Annotated in this window: 15 protein-coding genes; 10 read left to right on the top strand and 5 right to left on the bottom strand. The window is 63.0% G+C overall.

What is annotated here, in order from left to right:
• Positions 1 to 390: 390 nt before the first annotated feature.
• The 3 genes from GTP41_RS23690 (at position 391) to GTP41_RS23680 (ending at position 3,394) form a co-directional block, all read left to right on the top strand.
• Positions 391 to 1,782 carry a sensor histidine kinase gene (locus GTP41_RS23690; RefSeq protein WP_161028055.1) on the top strand — a complete coding sequence of 464 codons (1,392 nt, stop codon included), beginning with the start codon at positions 391 to 393 and terminating at the stop codon, positions 1,780 to 1,782.
• A 63-nt stretch (positions 1,783 to 1,845) separates the two neighbouring features.
• A complete protein-coding gene (locus GTP41_RS23685) occupies positions 1,846 to 2,613 on the top strand; it encodes a LytR/AlgR family response regulator transcription factor (RefSeq protein ID WP_161028054.1) in 768 nt (255 codons plus the stop codon).
• Between the two features lie 70 nt (positions 2,614 to 2,683).
• On the top strand, positions 2,684 to 3,394 hold the full coding sequence (locus GTP41_RS23680) for a sensor histidine kinase (RefSeq protein WP_161028053.1): 711 nt from the start codon (positions 2,684 to 2,686) through the stop codon (positions 3,392 to 3,394).
• Here the strand turns inward: GTP41_RS23680 and torT are convergent.
• The 4 genes from torT to GTP41_RS23660 form a co-directional block, all read right to left on the bottom strand.
• Positions 3,357 to 4,394: a TMAO reductase system periplasmic protein TorT gene (gene torT, locus GTP41_RS23675; RefSeq protein ID WP_260115419.1), complete on the bottom strand. Its 1,038-nt coding sequence runs from the start codon at positions 4,392 to 4,394 to the stop codon at positions 3,357 to 3,359. The genes GTP41_RS23680 and torT overlap by 38 nt on opposite strands.
• Before the next feature lie 95 nt (positions 4,395 to 4,489).
• Positions 4,490 to 5,566 carry a porin gene (locus GTP41_RS23670; protein ID WP_371867389.1) on the bottom strand — a complete coding sequence of 359 codons (1,077 nt, stop codon included), beginning with the start codon at positions 5,564 to 5,566 and terminating at the stop codon, positions 4,490 to 4,492.
• Positions 5,567 to 5,655: 89 nt separating this feature from the next.
• Positions 5,656 to 6,108, bottom strand: coding sequence for a hypothetical protein (locus tag GTP41_RS23665; protein ID WP_161028051.1), 453 nt, complete (start codon positions 6,106 to 6,108; stop codon positions 5,656 to 5,658).
• Positions 6,105 to 7,046, bottom strand: a complete 942-nt coding sequence (locus GTP41_RS23660) for a CysB family HTH-type transcriptional regulator (RefSeq protein ID WP_161028050.1) — start codon at positions 7,044 to 7,046, stop codon at positions 6,105 to 6,107. Before GTP41_RS23660 ends, GTP41_RS23665 begins: the two co-directional genes overlap by 4 nt.
• Before the next feature lie 148 nt (positions 7,047 to 7,194).
• Here GTP41_RS23660 and GTP41_RS23655 point away from each other — a divergent pair, with 148 nt between their 5' ends.
• The 7 genes from GTP41_RS23655 to GTP41_RS23625 all read left to right on the top strand — a co-directional run bounded on the left by GTP41_RS23655 (position 7,195) and on the right by GTP41_RS23625 (position 14,032).
• Positions 7,195 to 8,877 (top strand): nitrite/sulfite reductase, encoded by a 1,683-nt coding sequence (locus GTP41_RS23655; RefSeq protein WP_161028049.1) that lies wholly within the window; start codon positions 7,195 to 7,197, stop codon positions 8,875 to 8,877.
• Positions 8,870 to 9,457 (top strand): DUF934 domain-containing protein, encoded by a 588-nt coding sequence (locus GTP41_RS23650; RefSeq protein WP_161028048.1) that lies wholly within the window; start codon positions 8,870 to 8,872, stop codon positions 9,455 to 9,457. Before GTP41_RS23655 ends, GTP41_RS23650 begins: the two co-directional genes overlap by 8 nt.
• A 2-nt stretch (positions 9,458 to 9,459) precedes the next feature.
• Positions 9,460 to 10,173, top strand: a complete 714-nt coding sequence (locus GTP41_RS23645) for a phosphoadenylyl-sulfate reductase (RefSeq protein ID WP_161028047.1) — start codon at positions 9,460 to 9,462, stop codon at positions 10,171 to 10,173.
• A gap of 2 nt (positions 10,174 to 10,175) precedes the next feature.
• Positions 10,176 to 11,099 (top strand): sulfate adenylyltransferase subunit CysD, encoded by a 924-nt coding sequence (cysD, locus tag GTP41_RS23640; RefSeq protein ID WP_161028046.1) that lies wholly within the window; start codon positions 10,176 to 10,178, stop codon positions 11,097 to 11,099.
• Complete coding sequence (locus GTP41_RS23635; RefSeq protein ID WP_161028045.1) at positions 11,099 to 12,406, top strand: sulfate adenylyltransferase subunit 1; 1,308 nt, start codon at positions 11,099 to 11,101, stop codon at positions 12,404 to 12,406. The genes cysD and GTP41_RS23635 overlap by 1 nt, the downstream gene beginning before the upstream one ends.
• A 24-nt stretch (positions 12,407 to 12,430) precedes the next feature.
• Entirely contained in the window at positions 12,431 to 13,147 is a 717-nt protein-coding gene (gene cobA, locus GTP41_RS23630; protein WP_161028044.1) for a uroporphyrinogen-III C-methyltransferase, read from the top strand.
• A gap of 132 nt (positions 13,148 to 13,279) precedes the next feature.
• Entirely contained in the window at positions 13,280 to 14,032 is a 753-nt protein-coding gene (locus GTP41_RS23625; protein ID WP_161028043.1) for a hypothetical protein, read from the top strand.
• Here the strand turns inward: GTP41_RS23625 and GTP41_RS23620 are convergent.
• Entirely contained in the window at positions 13,996 to 14,379 is a 384-nt protein-coding gene (locus GTP41_RS23620; RefSeq protein ID WP_161028042.1) for a sirohydrochlorin chelatase, read from the bottom strand. The two genes, GTP41_RS23625 and GTP41_RS23620, sit on opposite strands and share 37 nt — an antisense overlap.
• Position 14,380 lies beyond the last annotated feature (1 nt).

The raw sequence follows: 14,380 nt of genomic DNA, 5'->3' as shown, positions 1-14,380 counted from the left end.
TTTCGAGATTACGTTTAATATATTTTGTGCGAGCGTTATAACGTATATTTTGAGCATCGGACCCGAAGGTCCGGGCATATCGTCAAACGCCCACACTTATCGACTGTTGATTTTTAAAGATCGCTGCTTGTTTTCGACGAAGCGTTGTGTTCGTTGCAGCAGAGAAGCGAGAGTATGCGGTGTTTCGTGCAGCTCGTCAACCCCTTCTTTTTTCTCGTTTCGCTCTGCAGATTTGTCTGCGGTGCGTTGCGAGGGACAGAACTATAGCAAACGCCCGGGCCGTCCGCAAGGGCATTCTTCTATTCCCGTAATTCTGCATTCTGTCGCACACCTATGGCGGCTTTGCGCAAGGTTATCTACACTTGCCCCATCTTCAATAGAAAGTGGCGAATGTTTCCAACTCCCAAAGCCCAAGAAACAGCAAAAACCGTCCTGGCGTGGTTGCACCGCGCCTTTGACGGCATTACCGGCTGGGTCACGCAGTTATCTTGGTGGAAATTCTTCCTGTTCGCAGCGCTGTCGATGATCGCCGCCTCGATCCTGCAGGAGGAGCTGTTCTCGCCTTCGAGCGACGATGAAATGGTGATGCGCACGCATAAGCGTACCAAGGCGGGGAATGCGGATCCGAACATCACGATTGACGACAGCGGCATCCACTTCAACCCACGCGCCGGCAAGATCAAGAAGCCGGCGCCCGAGGCGGAGGCCGCGGACGCCGGCGGCGACGATACCGCCAATGCCGCCGCATCCCACGAGGCGGCCGAGGCAGCCGCCGCAGCGGCGGCGGAAGCGGCGGCCCCTGCCCTGCCGGAAGATCCGGCCATGGCGGTACCGCCAGCGGCACCCGCCGCACCGGCCGCGCCTTCGCGCGGCAAGTCGCGCCCGGCTCTCCCAGCCGTACCGGCTGCCCCGATGCCGGGCGAGGAAGTCCATATCGAGTTGCCGCCGCAGATCAGCGAAGAGCTGTCGAATGCCATGGAGCAAGCAGTGGACAGTGCGGCCGAAGAAAAAGTTTCGCGCTACCACAAGCAGGCATCGACCTGGTTCACCAGTTTCATCACCCTGCTGCTGCTGGCCTTGTTTGCCATGAAAGCCCTGGTCGGCGGCAAAAAGAAGGCGGAAGCGGAAGCCCAGGTGGCGAACGCGGCGGCCGAGCGCGAATCCATGCAGCGCCAGCTGAGCGAGGCGAAGATGCAGATGATGCAGGCCCAGGTGGAGCCGCACTTCCTGTTCAATACCTTGGCCTCGGTGGAGCACCTGATCGAAACCGATCCGCCGCGCGCCTCCGCCATGCAGCGCAGCCTGATCAAGTACTTGCGCGCCGTGCTGCCGCAAATGCGCGAGAACAAGCTGACCAGCAGCCTGGGCAGCGAGGCCGACATGGTCGTGGCCTATCTGGCCCTGCTGAAAATGCGCATGGAAGAGCGCCTGACCATCGATTTTGATATCACCGATGGCCTGCGCAGCGCCGCCTTCCCGCCCATGATGCTGCAGTCGATGGTGGAGAACGCCATCAAGCACGGCCTGGAAGGCAAACCGGAAGGCGGCTACCTGCGCGTGCGCGCCGAAGTAGCGCACAGCAAGCTGCGGGTGATCGTGGCGGACGACGGCCTGGGCTTCGGCGCCAAGCCCAGCACCGGCACCGGCCTGGGCCTGACCAATATCCGCGAGCGCCTGAAGCTGCTGCACGGCGACCAGGCCTCGCTGAAAATCGAGCCCAACCAGCCGACCGGCGTGATCGCAATAATCGAAGTACCCTACCAACTGGCGCGCGCGGAATAAGCGATTGCCATACGCTGCGATCCATTGAATAATTGATACCTCTTATTACTAATATTGAGCACTATGCCCACAGCAATTATTGCCGACGATGAGCGACTGATGCGCGACCAGCTGCGCATGCGACTGGAGCAGGTCTGGCCGGAACTGGAAATCCTCGGCGAAGCCAAGAACGGCGACGAAGCCATCGAGCTGGTCGACCAGCTGAAGCCGGACTTCACCTTCCTTGATATTCGCATGCCGGGCAAGACCGGCATGGAAGCCGCCGCTGAGATCGGCAATAAAAGCAATGTGGTGTTCGTGACCGCCTACGACGCCTACGCGGTGGAGGCGTTCGAGCGCGGCGCCGTGGACTACGTGTTGAAACCGCCGGAGCCGGAGCGCCTGAAAATCACGGTCGAGCGCCTGAAAGGCCGCCTGGCCTCGCCGGCCGCCAGCGCGGTGCAGGGCGCGGACATGGCCGCCATCCTGAACCAGCTGGCCGAGAAGATTGCCGCGCCGAAGCCGAAATACCTGCAATGGATCCAGGCCAGCATCGGCTCCGACCTGCGCATGATCCCGGTGGAGGAGATCCTGTTCTTCCGCTCGGACGAGAAATACACCTGCGTGCAAACCGATAAATTCGAGGCCCTGATCCGCAAGCCCGTGCGCGACCTGGCTGATGAGCTGGACCCTGCCCTGTTCTGGCAGATCCACCGCGCCACCCTGGTGAATGTGAATGCGATTGAAGGCGTGACGCGCGACATCCGTGGCCGCCACCTGGTCATGATCAAGGGCCGCAGCGACAAGCTGGAAGTCAGCCGCTCCTTCCTCCATCTTTTCAAGCAGATGTGATCCGCATCAAGCCGCATGCCGGCTTGATGTAATACGGTGTCCTGGTGGCTGCTGCCGCCAGGAGGCCGAAATGAAGCACCCCCGCACCCGCAAACAAGGACGCCGCTTCTCCGATTCCGCATTGGCGGACATCCGCGAGGACGAGCGCGTCCACATTTCCCGCGAACTGCACGACGACCTGGGCCAACTGCTGGCCACCCTGCGCGTCGAGCTGACCCTGTTCAAGCAACTGCCGCACGATTTGCCGGAAGCGCAGGAACGGCTGGCCAGCATGGACGCCCTGCTGCTGCACGCCATTGGCTCCCTGCGCCGCATCGCCGGCAACCTGCGCCCGCGCGACCTCGATGAAGGCGGCTTGTACTACGCGCTGGACGCACTGCGGCGCGAGTTTGAAAAGCACCACAAGATCGGCTGCCGCTTCGACGCCCTGCCCGAGGCATTGGTGCTCGATCAACGCTATAGCACGACCATCTACCGGCTGGTGCAGGAATCCCTGACCAATATCGCGCGCCACGCGGGCGCCAGCTCGGCCCACATCCAGCTGCAGCGCAGCGGCACGGAGCTGCGCATCGAGATCTCGGACAATGGGCGCGGCATCGCCGCCGGCGCAACGGCGCGCGCCGATGCCCTGGGGCTGCTCGGCATGCGCGAGCGCGTGGCGGCGCTGCGCGGCAGTATTTCCGTGGATGGGACGAACGGCGCGGCGGGCGGCACGCGCATTGCGATCCGCATTCCCCTGCCCGCTAATTCGTCGGCAGCGGCGGCAAAGGGCGCTGGGTAAAGCGCTTGAACGGCGGCGCGAGCAGGCGCGAAAAATCGTAACTACGCACACTCTCGGCGTCGAGCACCTCGATCGCCGGCGAAACGCGCAGCGGATGCGGCTTCTTTTCAATGGCGCGCACAGCCAGATCCAGCCCGATGCGCGCCTGCAGGATGGTGCCGTCGCTCGGCGCGGCCAACACCTTGCCGGCCTTGACCAGCTCCACTACAGGCTCGGTGGCGTAATAAGCCAGCACCTTCATGCCGCTGCGGTCCTGGTAGTGGGCAAAGTTGGCCGTCACTTCGGCGGCAACGGCGTTCGCCAGCACGTAGTCCGGGCGGTAGGACTGCAGGTGCTTGCGCACCAGGGCCATCTGGCTGCTGGCGTCGGGCGGCGCGTAGCCGCCGTGCACCAGCTCCACCTGGGTGCCCGCCACGCGGCGCTGCAGCGCCGCCTCCGCATCGTTGACCCAGCCCGCATCCCTGGGGCCGGGCAGCCAAAGCACCTTCACCGGACGGCCATCGGCGTCCGCCATCAAATGACGCAGCGCCGCCGTGGCCATGTCGCCGAAATCGACCAGCGAACGCGCCGTGACAGCTTTGCTGCTGACGCCATTCACCAGGTCGATCACGGGAATGCCGCTGGCACGCGCGGCGTCGATCTCCTTGTTCAGGCCATCGGCGGAGATCGCGGCGAGCACGATCGCGTCGGCGCGCTGGCTGATGCAGGAAGTGAACTGGGAACGCTGGGTGTCGAGGAATTCGTAGCCGCCCGCCTGGTAAATGCCAATGCGGACGCCGAGGCGGTCGGCTTCCTGCAGCAAGCCCCAGGACACGCCCCACCAGTATTTGTCGCGCGCGTGCGGCAGCAGGACGCAAATGCGCCATGGGCTGGCGGCGCGCGGCAAGGCGCTGTAGATGCCTGGCTTGCCATCGAGGGTCGCAGGGACCGGGAACCATTCTGCTGCGGCGGCGGGGTCGGCGGCAGTCAGCAAGGTCATTGTAAATAGCAAGGCGCGCATAGTGCGCAGCATATCAAAAAAAACGGCGGGTCCGAAGACCCGCCAAAGATCATGAATCACCTCGAGAGAGTGGTACTGCTTGCTACTAAAACTGCTTAGAAGGTGTGGCGCACGCCCAGGTTGTAGGCGCGGTCGCCGGAACCGGCTTCGGTGTTGTTGCCGATGGTGTAGCCGGCGCCGTTCTTGTTGCTCATCTTGGCGACCATGGCGTACAGGTCGGTGCGCTTGGACAGCGGGTGCAGGTAGCCGATGCCGAACTGGTTGGCGTCCTGGTTGTTCTGCTTGTCGTCCTTGCGAACATAGGAAGCCAGGACGGTGCCGGTGCCGGCTTTCACGCCCACGCCCAGCAGCAGGGTGGTGCTGTCGGCCGACGATTTAGGCGCGACCTTGTAGCCGAATGCGTTGGCCACTGGCAGTGGGGAGCTGCCGGCGCCTTTGTCGATTTCGTAGCCGAAGTAGGCCTTGGCGATGCCGAAGTCGTAGTTGGCGGCGAACAGGGTGTTCTTTACGCGGTCTTTACGCACGGCCGGGGTGGTGCCCACAGCGGCGGTGTCGTTGTTCTTGTTGTTGTACACAACGGATGCCTTCAGCGGACCCTGTGCATAGTTCACAGCCAGGCCCAGTTGGCGGCCGGCGGTGTTGTCGCCAGCTTGCTCGCCGAAGCCGTACTGCACGTCAGCGCTGAAGCCTTGGAAGGAAGGGGTGGTGTACAGCAGGGAGTTGCTGACGCGGGTGCCGGCACCGCCGGTGGCGAACAGGTTTTTGGCGTTGCCAGCGAAACCGGCGCCGAATGGGTCAGCGGTTTTCGACAGCACGTTGTACAGCATGGTGTACTGGCGACCGACGGTCACGGTGCCCATGTCTTTGCTCTTCAGGCCAACGAAAGCCTGGCGCTGGAACAGGGCCGAATCGTTTTCGCCGGTGTCGATCTTGGTGCCCGCTTCCAGTTGGAAGATGGCGGAGTTGCCGCCGCCCAGGTCTTCGGTGCCGCGGAAACCGATACGGGAGGCATTGCCTACGCCGCTGGTCAGCTTGGTGACACTGCCGGCGGCGCCGCCGCGCTCACCGACGATACCTGCGTCGGCGATACCGTAGATGGTCACATTGGATTGGGCTTGGGCTTGGGCTGCGAAACCGCCGATGATCAGTGCTGCCAGAGTCAGTTTTTTCACTTGTTGTCCTACAGTGTTGAAGTTGAGGGAAATGTTTCAAACGCAGCTATATTGCCCTCGAAATACTTCAACAATGTGACAAGAAAAAATTACTTCAAGCGTGACGTAACAACCCAGTAATATTCCGAACGAAGCACTTTAATTTCCCGTGCAGCAATTCCCAAACGCTTGCGCAGCCAGCTGTCGGACGGGTAGTTCTTCATCACTTCGACGCGGTTTCCGTCGGCATCTTTCTGGAACTCGTAGGTATTTCCGTGCTGGTCGGTGCGCGCGACCGGGTAGCTTTCGCCGTCCACATAGTCTTCGCCCAGCAACACCAGCAGCACGTCCTTGCCCACCTTCTCGCGCAATTGTTTCAGGAATTTGTCCTGCTTTTCACGCCCCAGCTGGGTCCACAGGAATTCGATATAGACGGCCGTGTACTCGCCAGGCGCCACTTCCAGGCTGTCCAGGTCGAGGCTTTCCAGCTGCAGGACTTCGTGGTCCTCCAGCAGTTCTTCCACGTGCTCGCGCACTTCGTACAGTTCTTCTTCGTTAATCACAGTTCGTAGTTCTCATGTTCACCCTTCATCGCCTGCTCGATCAGCTTGCGGTTCAGGGTCGGCGCCAGCAGCTCGATGAAGGTATATATATAGGAGCGCAGGTACGCGCCTTGTTTAACCGCCACGCGCGACACATTCATACCGAACAGGTGGCCGGCAGGGATGGCGCGCAGGTTGCGGTCGCGGTCCGGGTCGAAGGCCATGCCGGCGATGATGCCGATGCCCATACCCAGTTCAACGTAGGTCTTGATCACGTCCGCGTCAATGGCTTCCAGCAGGACGTCCGGTTTCAGGCCACGCTTGTCGAAGGCCTGGTCAATGCGCGACCGGCCGGCGAAGGCGGCATCATACGTGATGACGGGATGCTCGGCCACTTCTTCCAGCGTGATCGACTTGATCTTCAGCAGCGGATGGTCGGGTGGCACCACCACCACGTGCTCCCACTGATAGCACGGCAATGTGACCAAATTATCAACGCCGGCGATCGATTCGGTGGCGATGCACAGGTCGGCCTGGTCGCGCTGGACCATCTCGGCGATCTGCTTTGGGTTGCCTTGCAGCAACGACAGGCGCACTTTCGGGTACTTCTGCATGAAGGCCTGCACCACTTTCGGCAAGATGTAGCGGGCCTGGGTGTGGGTGGTGGCAATGGTGAAGCTGCCCGAATCCTGGGCCGCGTACTCCTTGCCGATGCGCTTCAGGCTGTCGATCTCCTGCATGATCAGCTCGACCGAGGACAACACCAGCCGCCCGGGCTCGGTCAGGCCCCGGATACGCTTGCCGTGCCTTGTGAAAATATCAACACCCAGCTCCTCTTCCAGCTCAATAATGGCCTTGGAAACACCTGGCTGGGACGTGAACAAGGCCTTGGCGGCGTCGGTCAGGTTGTAATTCTGGCGCACGGCTTCCCGCACGAATCGCAATTGGTGAAGGTTCATTCTTGGTTCTCGTTGGACTCCCCAGCGCTATTTTACGCTGATGCTTATGCCTTAACAGCATATAAGCAAATAAAGACTATGTCGTTTGGAATAAAGCCCCAGTTTATTACCATTGATTCCACTTTGGGTAAGCCTGACTGGGAAAGCCATGTATCAATACGATCAATACGACCACCTCATCGTCCGCGAACGCATCGCGCAATACCGCGACCAGGTGCAACGCCGCCTGAACGATGAGCTGAGCGAAGCCGAATTCCTGCCACTGCGCTTGCAGAATGGCCTGTATAACCAGCGCCACGCCTATATGCTGCGGATTGCGGTGCCTTACGGCCTGCTGTCGTCGGCGCAAATGCGCATGTTTGCCCATATCGCGCGCAAATATGACCGCGGCTACGGCCACTTCACCACGCGCCAGAATATCCAGTTCAACTGGATCAAGCTGGAAGAGTCGCCGGACATCCTGGCCGACCTGGCCACCGTGGAGATGCACGCCATCCAGACTTCCGGCAACTGCATCCGCAACGTGACGTCCGATGAATTCGCCGGCGTGGCGGCTGACGAAATCGTCGATCCGCGCCCTTACGCCGAGGTGCTGCGCCAGTGGTCCACCTTCCACCCTGAATTCGCCGCCCTGCCGCGCAAGTTCAAGGTTGCCATCAACGGCGCCCTGGAAGACCGCGCCGCCATCGCCGTGCACGATATCGGCCTGACCGTGGTGAAAAACGACGCCGGCGACATCGGCTTCAAGGTCATGGTCGGCGGCGGCATGGGCCGCACCCCTATCCTGGGCAGCGTGATCCGCGAGTTCCTGCCGCGCGAGCACATGCTGACCTATATCGAGGCGATCATGCGCGTGTATAACCTGCACGGCCGCCGCGACAACAAGTACAAGGCGCGTATCAAGATCCTGCTGAAAGCCGTGGGCGTGGAAGAATTCACGCGCCAGGTGGAAGCGGAATGGGAAGACCTGAAAGGCACCGAACAGACCCTGACGCTGGAAGAAATGGAGCGCATCATCGCTTACTTCCAGCCGCACGACTACAAAACCCTGCCGGCGTTCGACGCGGCCGCCGCGCATGCCGACAACAAGGCCTTCGGCCTGTGGTTGAAGCGTAACGTCAAGCCGCACAAGGTGCCGGGCTATGCCGCCGTGGTGCTGTCGCTGAAGAAAACCGGCGTGCCGCCGGGCGATGCCACCGATGCGCAGATGGACTTCATGGCCAATATCGCCGACCGCTACAGCTTTGGCGAGCTGCGCGTGACCCACGAGCAGAACGTGGTGCTGGCCGACGTGGAGCAGTCGCAATTGTTCGCGCTGTGGGAAGAAATCAAGGCGCAGGGCCTGGCTACGCCGAACATCGGCCTGCTAACCGACATTATCTGCTGCCCTGGCGGCGACTTCTGCTCGCTGGCCAATGCCAAGTCGATCCCGATTGCGGAATCGATTGCGCAGCGCTTCGACCGCATCGACTTCCTGCACGACATCGGCGACTTCGAGCTGAACATCTCGGGCTGCATCAACGCCTGCGGCCACCACCACGTCGGCAATATCGGCGTGCTGGGCGTGGATAAGGATGGCAGCGAATGGTATCAGGTGTCGATTGGCGGCGCGCAAGGCAATAACTCCGCTATCGGCAAGATCATCGGCCCGTCCTTCTCCGCCGCGCAGATGCCGGAAGTGATCGACCGCCTGCTGCAAGTGTACGTGCGCGAGCGTACGCCGGAAGAACGCTTCGTCGACACCGCGCAGCGCCTGGGCATCGCCCCGTTCAAGGAATTCGTCTACGCCACCCCAATCGTGGCAGAAGCAGAGGAGGCTGAATATGCCTAAGCAAATCATCAAGGGCCGCGCCATCGTGGCCGACGACTGGAACCTGCTGCGCGCACCGGCTGCCGAAGGCGCCGATCCGGCTGCGACTCCCGCCGCGGCCGATCCGGCCGTGCTGGCGGCGCTGGAAGTTCCGGCCGGCCGCGTGATCGTGCCGCTGGCGACCTGGCTGGCGCAGCGCGACGCGTTGTCCGAACGCGCCGCTGCCGGCGAAATCGGCGTCTGGCTGGCGCCGGACGAAGATCCGCGCGCCCTGCGCGACGACCTGCCGCGCCTGGGCGTGGTGGCAGTCGACTTCCCGAAATTCACGGACGGCCGCGGCTACTCGCACGCCTGGAACCTGCGTTCCCGCCTGGGCTGGACCGGCGAGCTGCGCGCCATCGGCGACGTGCTGCGCGACCAGCTGTTCTCCATGCAGCGCGTCGGCTTTGACGCCTACGACACGCGCCCGGACCGCAGCATCGAGGATGCGTTGAAAGGCCTGACCGTCTTCAGCGAAACCTACCAGGCATCGGTCGACCAGCGCGTGCCGCTGTTCCGCCGCCAAGCGCGTCCCGTACCTGCCGCCCCCACCGGAGCCTGACCATGAGCGAACTCGCAGCCCGCGTCGGACAGACGCTCGCCACGCTGGAACGTATTGCCCAAGACTACTCGCCGGCGGTATTCGCCTCCAGCCTGGCGGCCGAAGACATGGTCCTGACCGACCTGATTCTGAAAGCCGGCCTGCCCATCGGCATCTTCTCGCTGGAGACCGGCCGCTTGCACAAGGAAACCCTGGGCATGGTGGACCGCGTGCGCGAACGCTATGGCTACGAGATCGCCCTGTACCGCCCGGTGACGGCCGCCGTCACCGACCACATTATCAAGCACGGCCACAACGCCTTCTACGACAGCGTTGAACTGCGCAAGGAGTGCTGTAATATCCGCAAGGTGGAACCGTTGGGCCGCGCCCTGACCGGCAAAAAGGCCTGGATCACCGGCCAGCGCCGCTCGCAGTCGAGCACGCGCGCCGAACTGTCGGAGCAGGAAGACGACGCGGCGCACGGCATGCAGAAGTTCAATCCCCTGGCCGACTGGTCGGAGGAAGAAGTCTGGGAATACATCCGTGGCAACGAAGTGCCCTACAACCCGCTGCACGACCAGGGCTTCCCCTCGATCGGCTGCGAGCCCTGCACCCGCGCCATCCAGCCGGGCGAGGATGTGCGCGCCGGCCGCTGGTGGTGGGAGAACCCGGAATCGAAGGAATGCGGCCTGCACCTGGTCGACGGAAAACTGATTCGCATTAAGAAAGTAGCCTGAACATGAACGCACTGGTAGAACAACACGTTAATTCGCGCCACCTGGACGCGCTGGAATCCGAAGCGATCCACATCATGCGCGAGGTGGCCGCCGAATGCGCCAACCCTGCCCTGCTGTTCAGCGGCGGCAAGGACTCCGTGGTCCTGCTGCGCATTGCCGAAAAGGCTTTCCGCCCGGGCAAATTCCCGTTCCCGCTGGTGCATATCGACACCGGCCACAATTTCGCCGAAGTGATCGAGTTCCGCGACCGCCGCGTGGCCGAACTGGGCGAGCGCCTGATCGTCGGCTCCGTCGAGGAGTCGATCAAGAAGGGCACCGTGCGCCTGCGTAACCCGCAGACCGATTCGCGCAACGCCGCGCAAGCCGTGACACTGCTGGAAACCATCGCCGAACACGGCTTCGACGCCTGCATCGGCGGCGCCCGCCGCGACGAGGAAAAGGCGCGCGCCAAGGAGCGCATCTTCTCCTTCCGCGACGAATTCGGCCAATGGGACCCGAAAGCGCAACGCCCGGAACTGTGGGACCTGTATAACACCCGCGTCCACCCGGGCGAGAACATGCGCGTGTTCCCGATCTCGAACTGGACCGAGCTGGATGTGTGGCAGTACATCGCCCGCGAAAAACTGGCGCTGCCATCGATCTACTTCGCGCATGAGCGCCAGGTGATCCCGCGCAACGGCCTGCTGGTGCCGCTGACCGACCTGACCCCGGCGCGCGAAGGCGAAGCAGTCGAAACCCGCGTGGTGCGCTTCCGCACCGTGGGCGACATCTCCTGCACCTGCCCGGTAGCTTCCGACGCCGCCGATGTCGACGCGATCATCGCCGAAACCGCGGTCACCGAAGTCACCGAACGCGGCGCCACCCGGATGGACGACCAGACCTCCGAAGCCTCCATGGAAAAACGCAAGAAGCAAGGATATTTCTGATGAACGCACGTAACGAGAACCTGAACGAACGCAGTTTGCTGCGCTTCATCACCGCCGGCTCCGTCGACGACGGCAAGAGCACCCTGATCGGCCGCCTGCTGTTCGACAGCAAGGGCATCTTTGCCGACCAGCTGGCCGCCGTGTCGCGCGCCAAGCATAAGCGCACCGTGGGCGACACCATCGACCTGTCCTTGCTGACCGACGGCCTGGAAGCGGAGCGCGAGCAAGGCATTACCATCGACGTAGCCTACCGCTACTTCGCCACGCCGAAGCGCAAATTCATCATCGCCGACACCCCGGGCCACGAACAGTACACCCGCAATATGGTGACCGGCGCCTCCACCGCCGACGCCGTGATCATCCTGGTCGACGTATCGAAAGTGAAGCTGCGCGAAGACGGCGGCGTGGACCTGCTGATCCAGACCAAGCGCCACTCCACCATCGCCCACCTGCTGCAGATCGAGCACGTGGTGGTGGCCGTGAACAAAATGGACCTGGTGAACTACGACCAGGACGTGTACGAGCGCATCGTCAAGGCCTACCGCGAGTTCGCCGACACCCTCGGCATCAAGCAAGTCACCACCCTGCCGCTGTCCGCGCTGGCCGGCGACAACGTGGTAGAAGCTGGCGACAAGATGCCTTGGTACCAGGGCCCTACCCTGATCGAGCTGCTGGAAAACCTGTCGGTCTACGACGAATCGCACGCCTCCGCCTTCCGCTTCCCGGTACAGCTGGTGGCGCGCCACAACGGCCACGAAGCCAACGACTTCCGCGGCTATATGGGCCGCATCGAGGCAGGTAGCGTCGCTGTCGGCGACAAGCTGGTGGTGCAGCCTTCCGGCCAGAGCGCCACGGTGAAAGAGATCGTCACCTTCGACGGTTCGATCCCGTTCGCCACGGCCGGCCAGTCGGTCACCATCGTGCTGGAAGAATATGTGGACGTCTCGCGCGGCGACCTGCTGGCCTCCAGCGTACAACCGGCGCAACTGCTCAAGCAAGTCAATGCCGATGTGTGCTGGCTGTCGGAAGAGCCGCTGGATCTGCGCCGCAAGTACTGGATCAAGCACGGCACCAAGCAGACTGCGGCAAAAGTGACGAAAATCGACTCCATCCTTGACATCAACACCCAGCACCGTCACGATGCAAATGTGCTCAAGCTGAACGACGTGGCGCGCATTGCGCTCAACGTACAGCAACCGCTGGCGGCCGATGCTTACTCTGACATCCGCGCTACCGGCGCCTTCATCCTGATCGATGAAGTCACGCACCAGACAGTAGCCGCAGGTATGATCCGCCTCGGCGAATAAGCTAACCGCCAAGGAGCCTGCGCAATGCCATACGGGAAGGTGTATTTGATTGGAGCTGGACCCGGGGCGCAGGACCTGATCACCTTACGCGGCGCACGCCTGCTGGCCCAGGCCGAGGTGGTGCTGTACGACGCGCTGGTGACGCCGGAAATGCTGGAACTGTGCCCGCAGGCCGAGAAGATCTCGGTCGGCAAGCGGGCCGGCCAGCGCTCGGCGGCGCAGGATTTCATCAACCAGCAACTGGTCGAATGCGCGGCGCGCTACCAGCGCGTTGTGCGGCTGAAGGGCGGCGATCCGATGCTGTTCGGACGCGCCGATGAGGAATTGTCGGCGCTGGAGGCCGAGGGCATCGAGGTGGAAGTCGTGCCGGGCATTACGACTGCGGTTGCTGCGGCCGCCGCGACCTTGCAGCCGCTGACCAAGCGGGGGGTGGCGCGCAGCGTGGCGTTCTTTACTTCTTCCACGGCGCCGGGGCATCCGGAAGAGTTGACCATTCCTTCCACCGATACGCTGGTGCAGTATATGGGCGGGCGTGAAGCGATCGCCACTGCCAACCACCTGCTGTCCCAGGGCCGCGCACCGGAAACGCCGGTGGTGGTTATCGAAAACGTCAGCCGAGCTGACCAACGTATTGAGCGCATCACCCTGGCCGAGCTGGCGCATGGACTGCCTGCGGCGCATGGGCCGGTGCTGGTCATGCTCGGCAACGCCATGGCGGCCCGGCCGCGCCAGAACCGGTAAAGCGGTGTCTGACCCGCAGGGTCAGACACCAGGCTCGCGGCGGCCGACTGTCAGGTGTCTGACCCTGCGGGTCAGACTACCGGTTTACCGGTTTGGGCGTAAAATACCGACCTTGCAAAAAGAGAGGTAAACATGAGCCAAGCCCACGAAATCCTGGAGCGCGCCCGCAATGCGCGCCTGGCCGGCAAATACGAAGATGCCCTGCGCGACCACCTGTGGTTCCACGAACACGCCCTGGCCGAAGACCCAAGCCTGGCCGGCATCCGCCTGTCCTTCGCGCTGCGCGACTGGATCTACCTGGCCGAACAATTCCCCCTGGCGCGCCGCGCCCTGCAAGCGATCCGCGACCGCGATACCCAGCGCATCCTGAACGGCGGCGCCACGCTCGGCCTGTTCCAGGACATCAGCGCCATCAACAGCGCCCTGGGCGACGACCGCTCCACCCACGAACTGTTCACGCAACTCGACACCCAGCTACCCGAGCTGGCCAGGGACTGCGCCGACCTGGCCCTGCCGGCCCTGGTCGCCGTGGAAGACTTCGCGCTGGCGCGCCGCTACCTGCCCGACCCGGTGGCCCGCATCACCGCCCTGGCCACCCGCGTCAACGACTTTGCCGAAGAAATGGCCAAGCGCGGCAACACCTCGTCCGCCCCGCAACTGCTGGCCTTCGTGCTGAACTACGCCAAGGAAGTACGCCTGGTGGTGGAAGTGCTGCGCCGCCTGGGCGAAGATGAAGAAGCATTCAAGGCCAGCAACGCCGCGCTGGAGGCGCTGAAATCCGACGCCCTGCGCGACGCCGTACAACGTGAATTCGACAAACCGGGCAGCACCATCGCCGCCATGGTGGCTCACGCCAAAGCCGAGGGCAGCGCCGACAAGCAGTAATCCGTCATCGCCCGCAGCACCGCCGGGTCCTCGCCCACCGCGCCTACGGCGCGGATGGCGAGACCCGGGTGCGCCAGGCGCAATTCATCCAGGATCAGCGGCAGGTCGCGCAGCACATGGCCGCCCTGCCCCAGGAACACCGGCACCACCGTTACATCATCCACACCCTGCGCCGCCAGGGCCGCCACCTGCTCCGGCAGGCGCGGCGACATCAGCTCCAGGAAAGCCAGCGACACATCCACCCCCGGCGAACGGGCGGCGACCATGTCGCGCAGGCGCTCGAACGGCGCCGCCCAGCTGGCGGAGCGGGCGCCATGTGCAAACAATACCAATGCGCGTGCGCCCATG

Source organism: Pseudoduganella guangdongensis, assembly GCF_009857475.1.
GTDB classification, from domain to species: domain Bacteria; phylum Pseudomonadota; class Gammaproteobacteria; order Burkholderiales; family Burkholderiaceae_D; genus Rugamonas; species Rugamonas guangdongensis.
This window is presented reverse-complemented; position numbering and strand designations above follow the sequence as displayed.

What these genes read in the sequence shown, in the direction of transcription:
- GTP41_RS23680 (WP_161028053.1), top strand. Translation starts at nt 2,684, where the DNA reads ATGAAGCACCCCCGCACCCGCAAACAAGGACGCCGCTTCTCCGATTCC.
- GTP41_RS23660 (WP_161028050.1), bottom strand. Translation starts at nt 7,046, where the DNA reads ATGAACCTTCACCAATTGCGATTCGTGCGGGAAGCCGTGCGCCAGAAT.
- GTP41_RS23635 (WP_161028045.1), top strand. Translation starts at nt 11,099, where the DNA reads ATGAACGCACGTAACGAGAACCTGAACGAACGCAGTTTGCTGCGCTTC.
- cysD (WP_161028046.1), top strand. Translation starts at nt 10,176, where the DNA reads ATGAACGCACTGGTAGAACAACACGTTAATTCGCGCCACCTGGACGCG.
- GTP41_RS23685 (WP_161028054.1), top strand. Translation starts at nt 1,846, where the DNA reads ATGCCCACAGCAATTATTGCCGACGATGAGCGACTGATGCGCGACCAG.
- GTP41_RS23655 (WP_161028049.1), top strand. Translation starts at nt 7,195, where the DNA reads ATGTATCAATACGATCAATACGACCACCTCATCGTCCGCGAACGCATC.
- GTP41_RS23650 (WP_161028048.1), top strand. Translation starts at nt 8,870, where the DNA reads ATGCCTAAGCAAATCATCAAGGGCCGCGCCATCGTGGCCGACGACTGG.
- GTP41_RS23645 (WP_161028047.1), top strand. Translation starts at nt 9,460, where the DNA reads ATGAGCGAACTCGCAGCCCGCGTCGGACAGACGCTCGCCACGCTGGAA.
- GTP41_RS23690 (WP_161028055.1), top strand. Translation starts at nt 391, where the DNA reads ATGTTTCCAACTCCCAAAGCCCAAGAAACAGCAAAAACCGTCCTGGCG.
- GTP41_RS23620 (WP_161028042.1), bottom strand. Translation starts at nt 14,379, where the DNA reads ATGGGCGCACGCGCATTGGTATTGTTTGCACATGGCGCCCGCTCCGCC.
- cobA (WP_161028044.1), top strand. Translation starts at nt 12,431, where the DNA reads ATGCCATACGGGAAGGTGTATTTGATTGGAGCTGGACCCGGGGCGCAG.
- torT (WP_260115419.1), bottom strand. Translation starts at nt 4,394, where the DNA reads ATGCGCGCCTTGCTATTTACAATGACCTTGCTGACTGCCGCCGACCCC.
- GTP41_RS23625 (WP_161028043.1), top strand. Translation starts at nt 13,280, where the DNA reads ATGAGCCAAGCCCACGAAATCCTGGAGCGCGCCCGCAATGCGCGCCTG.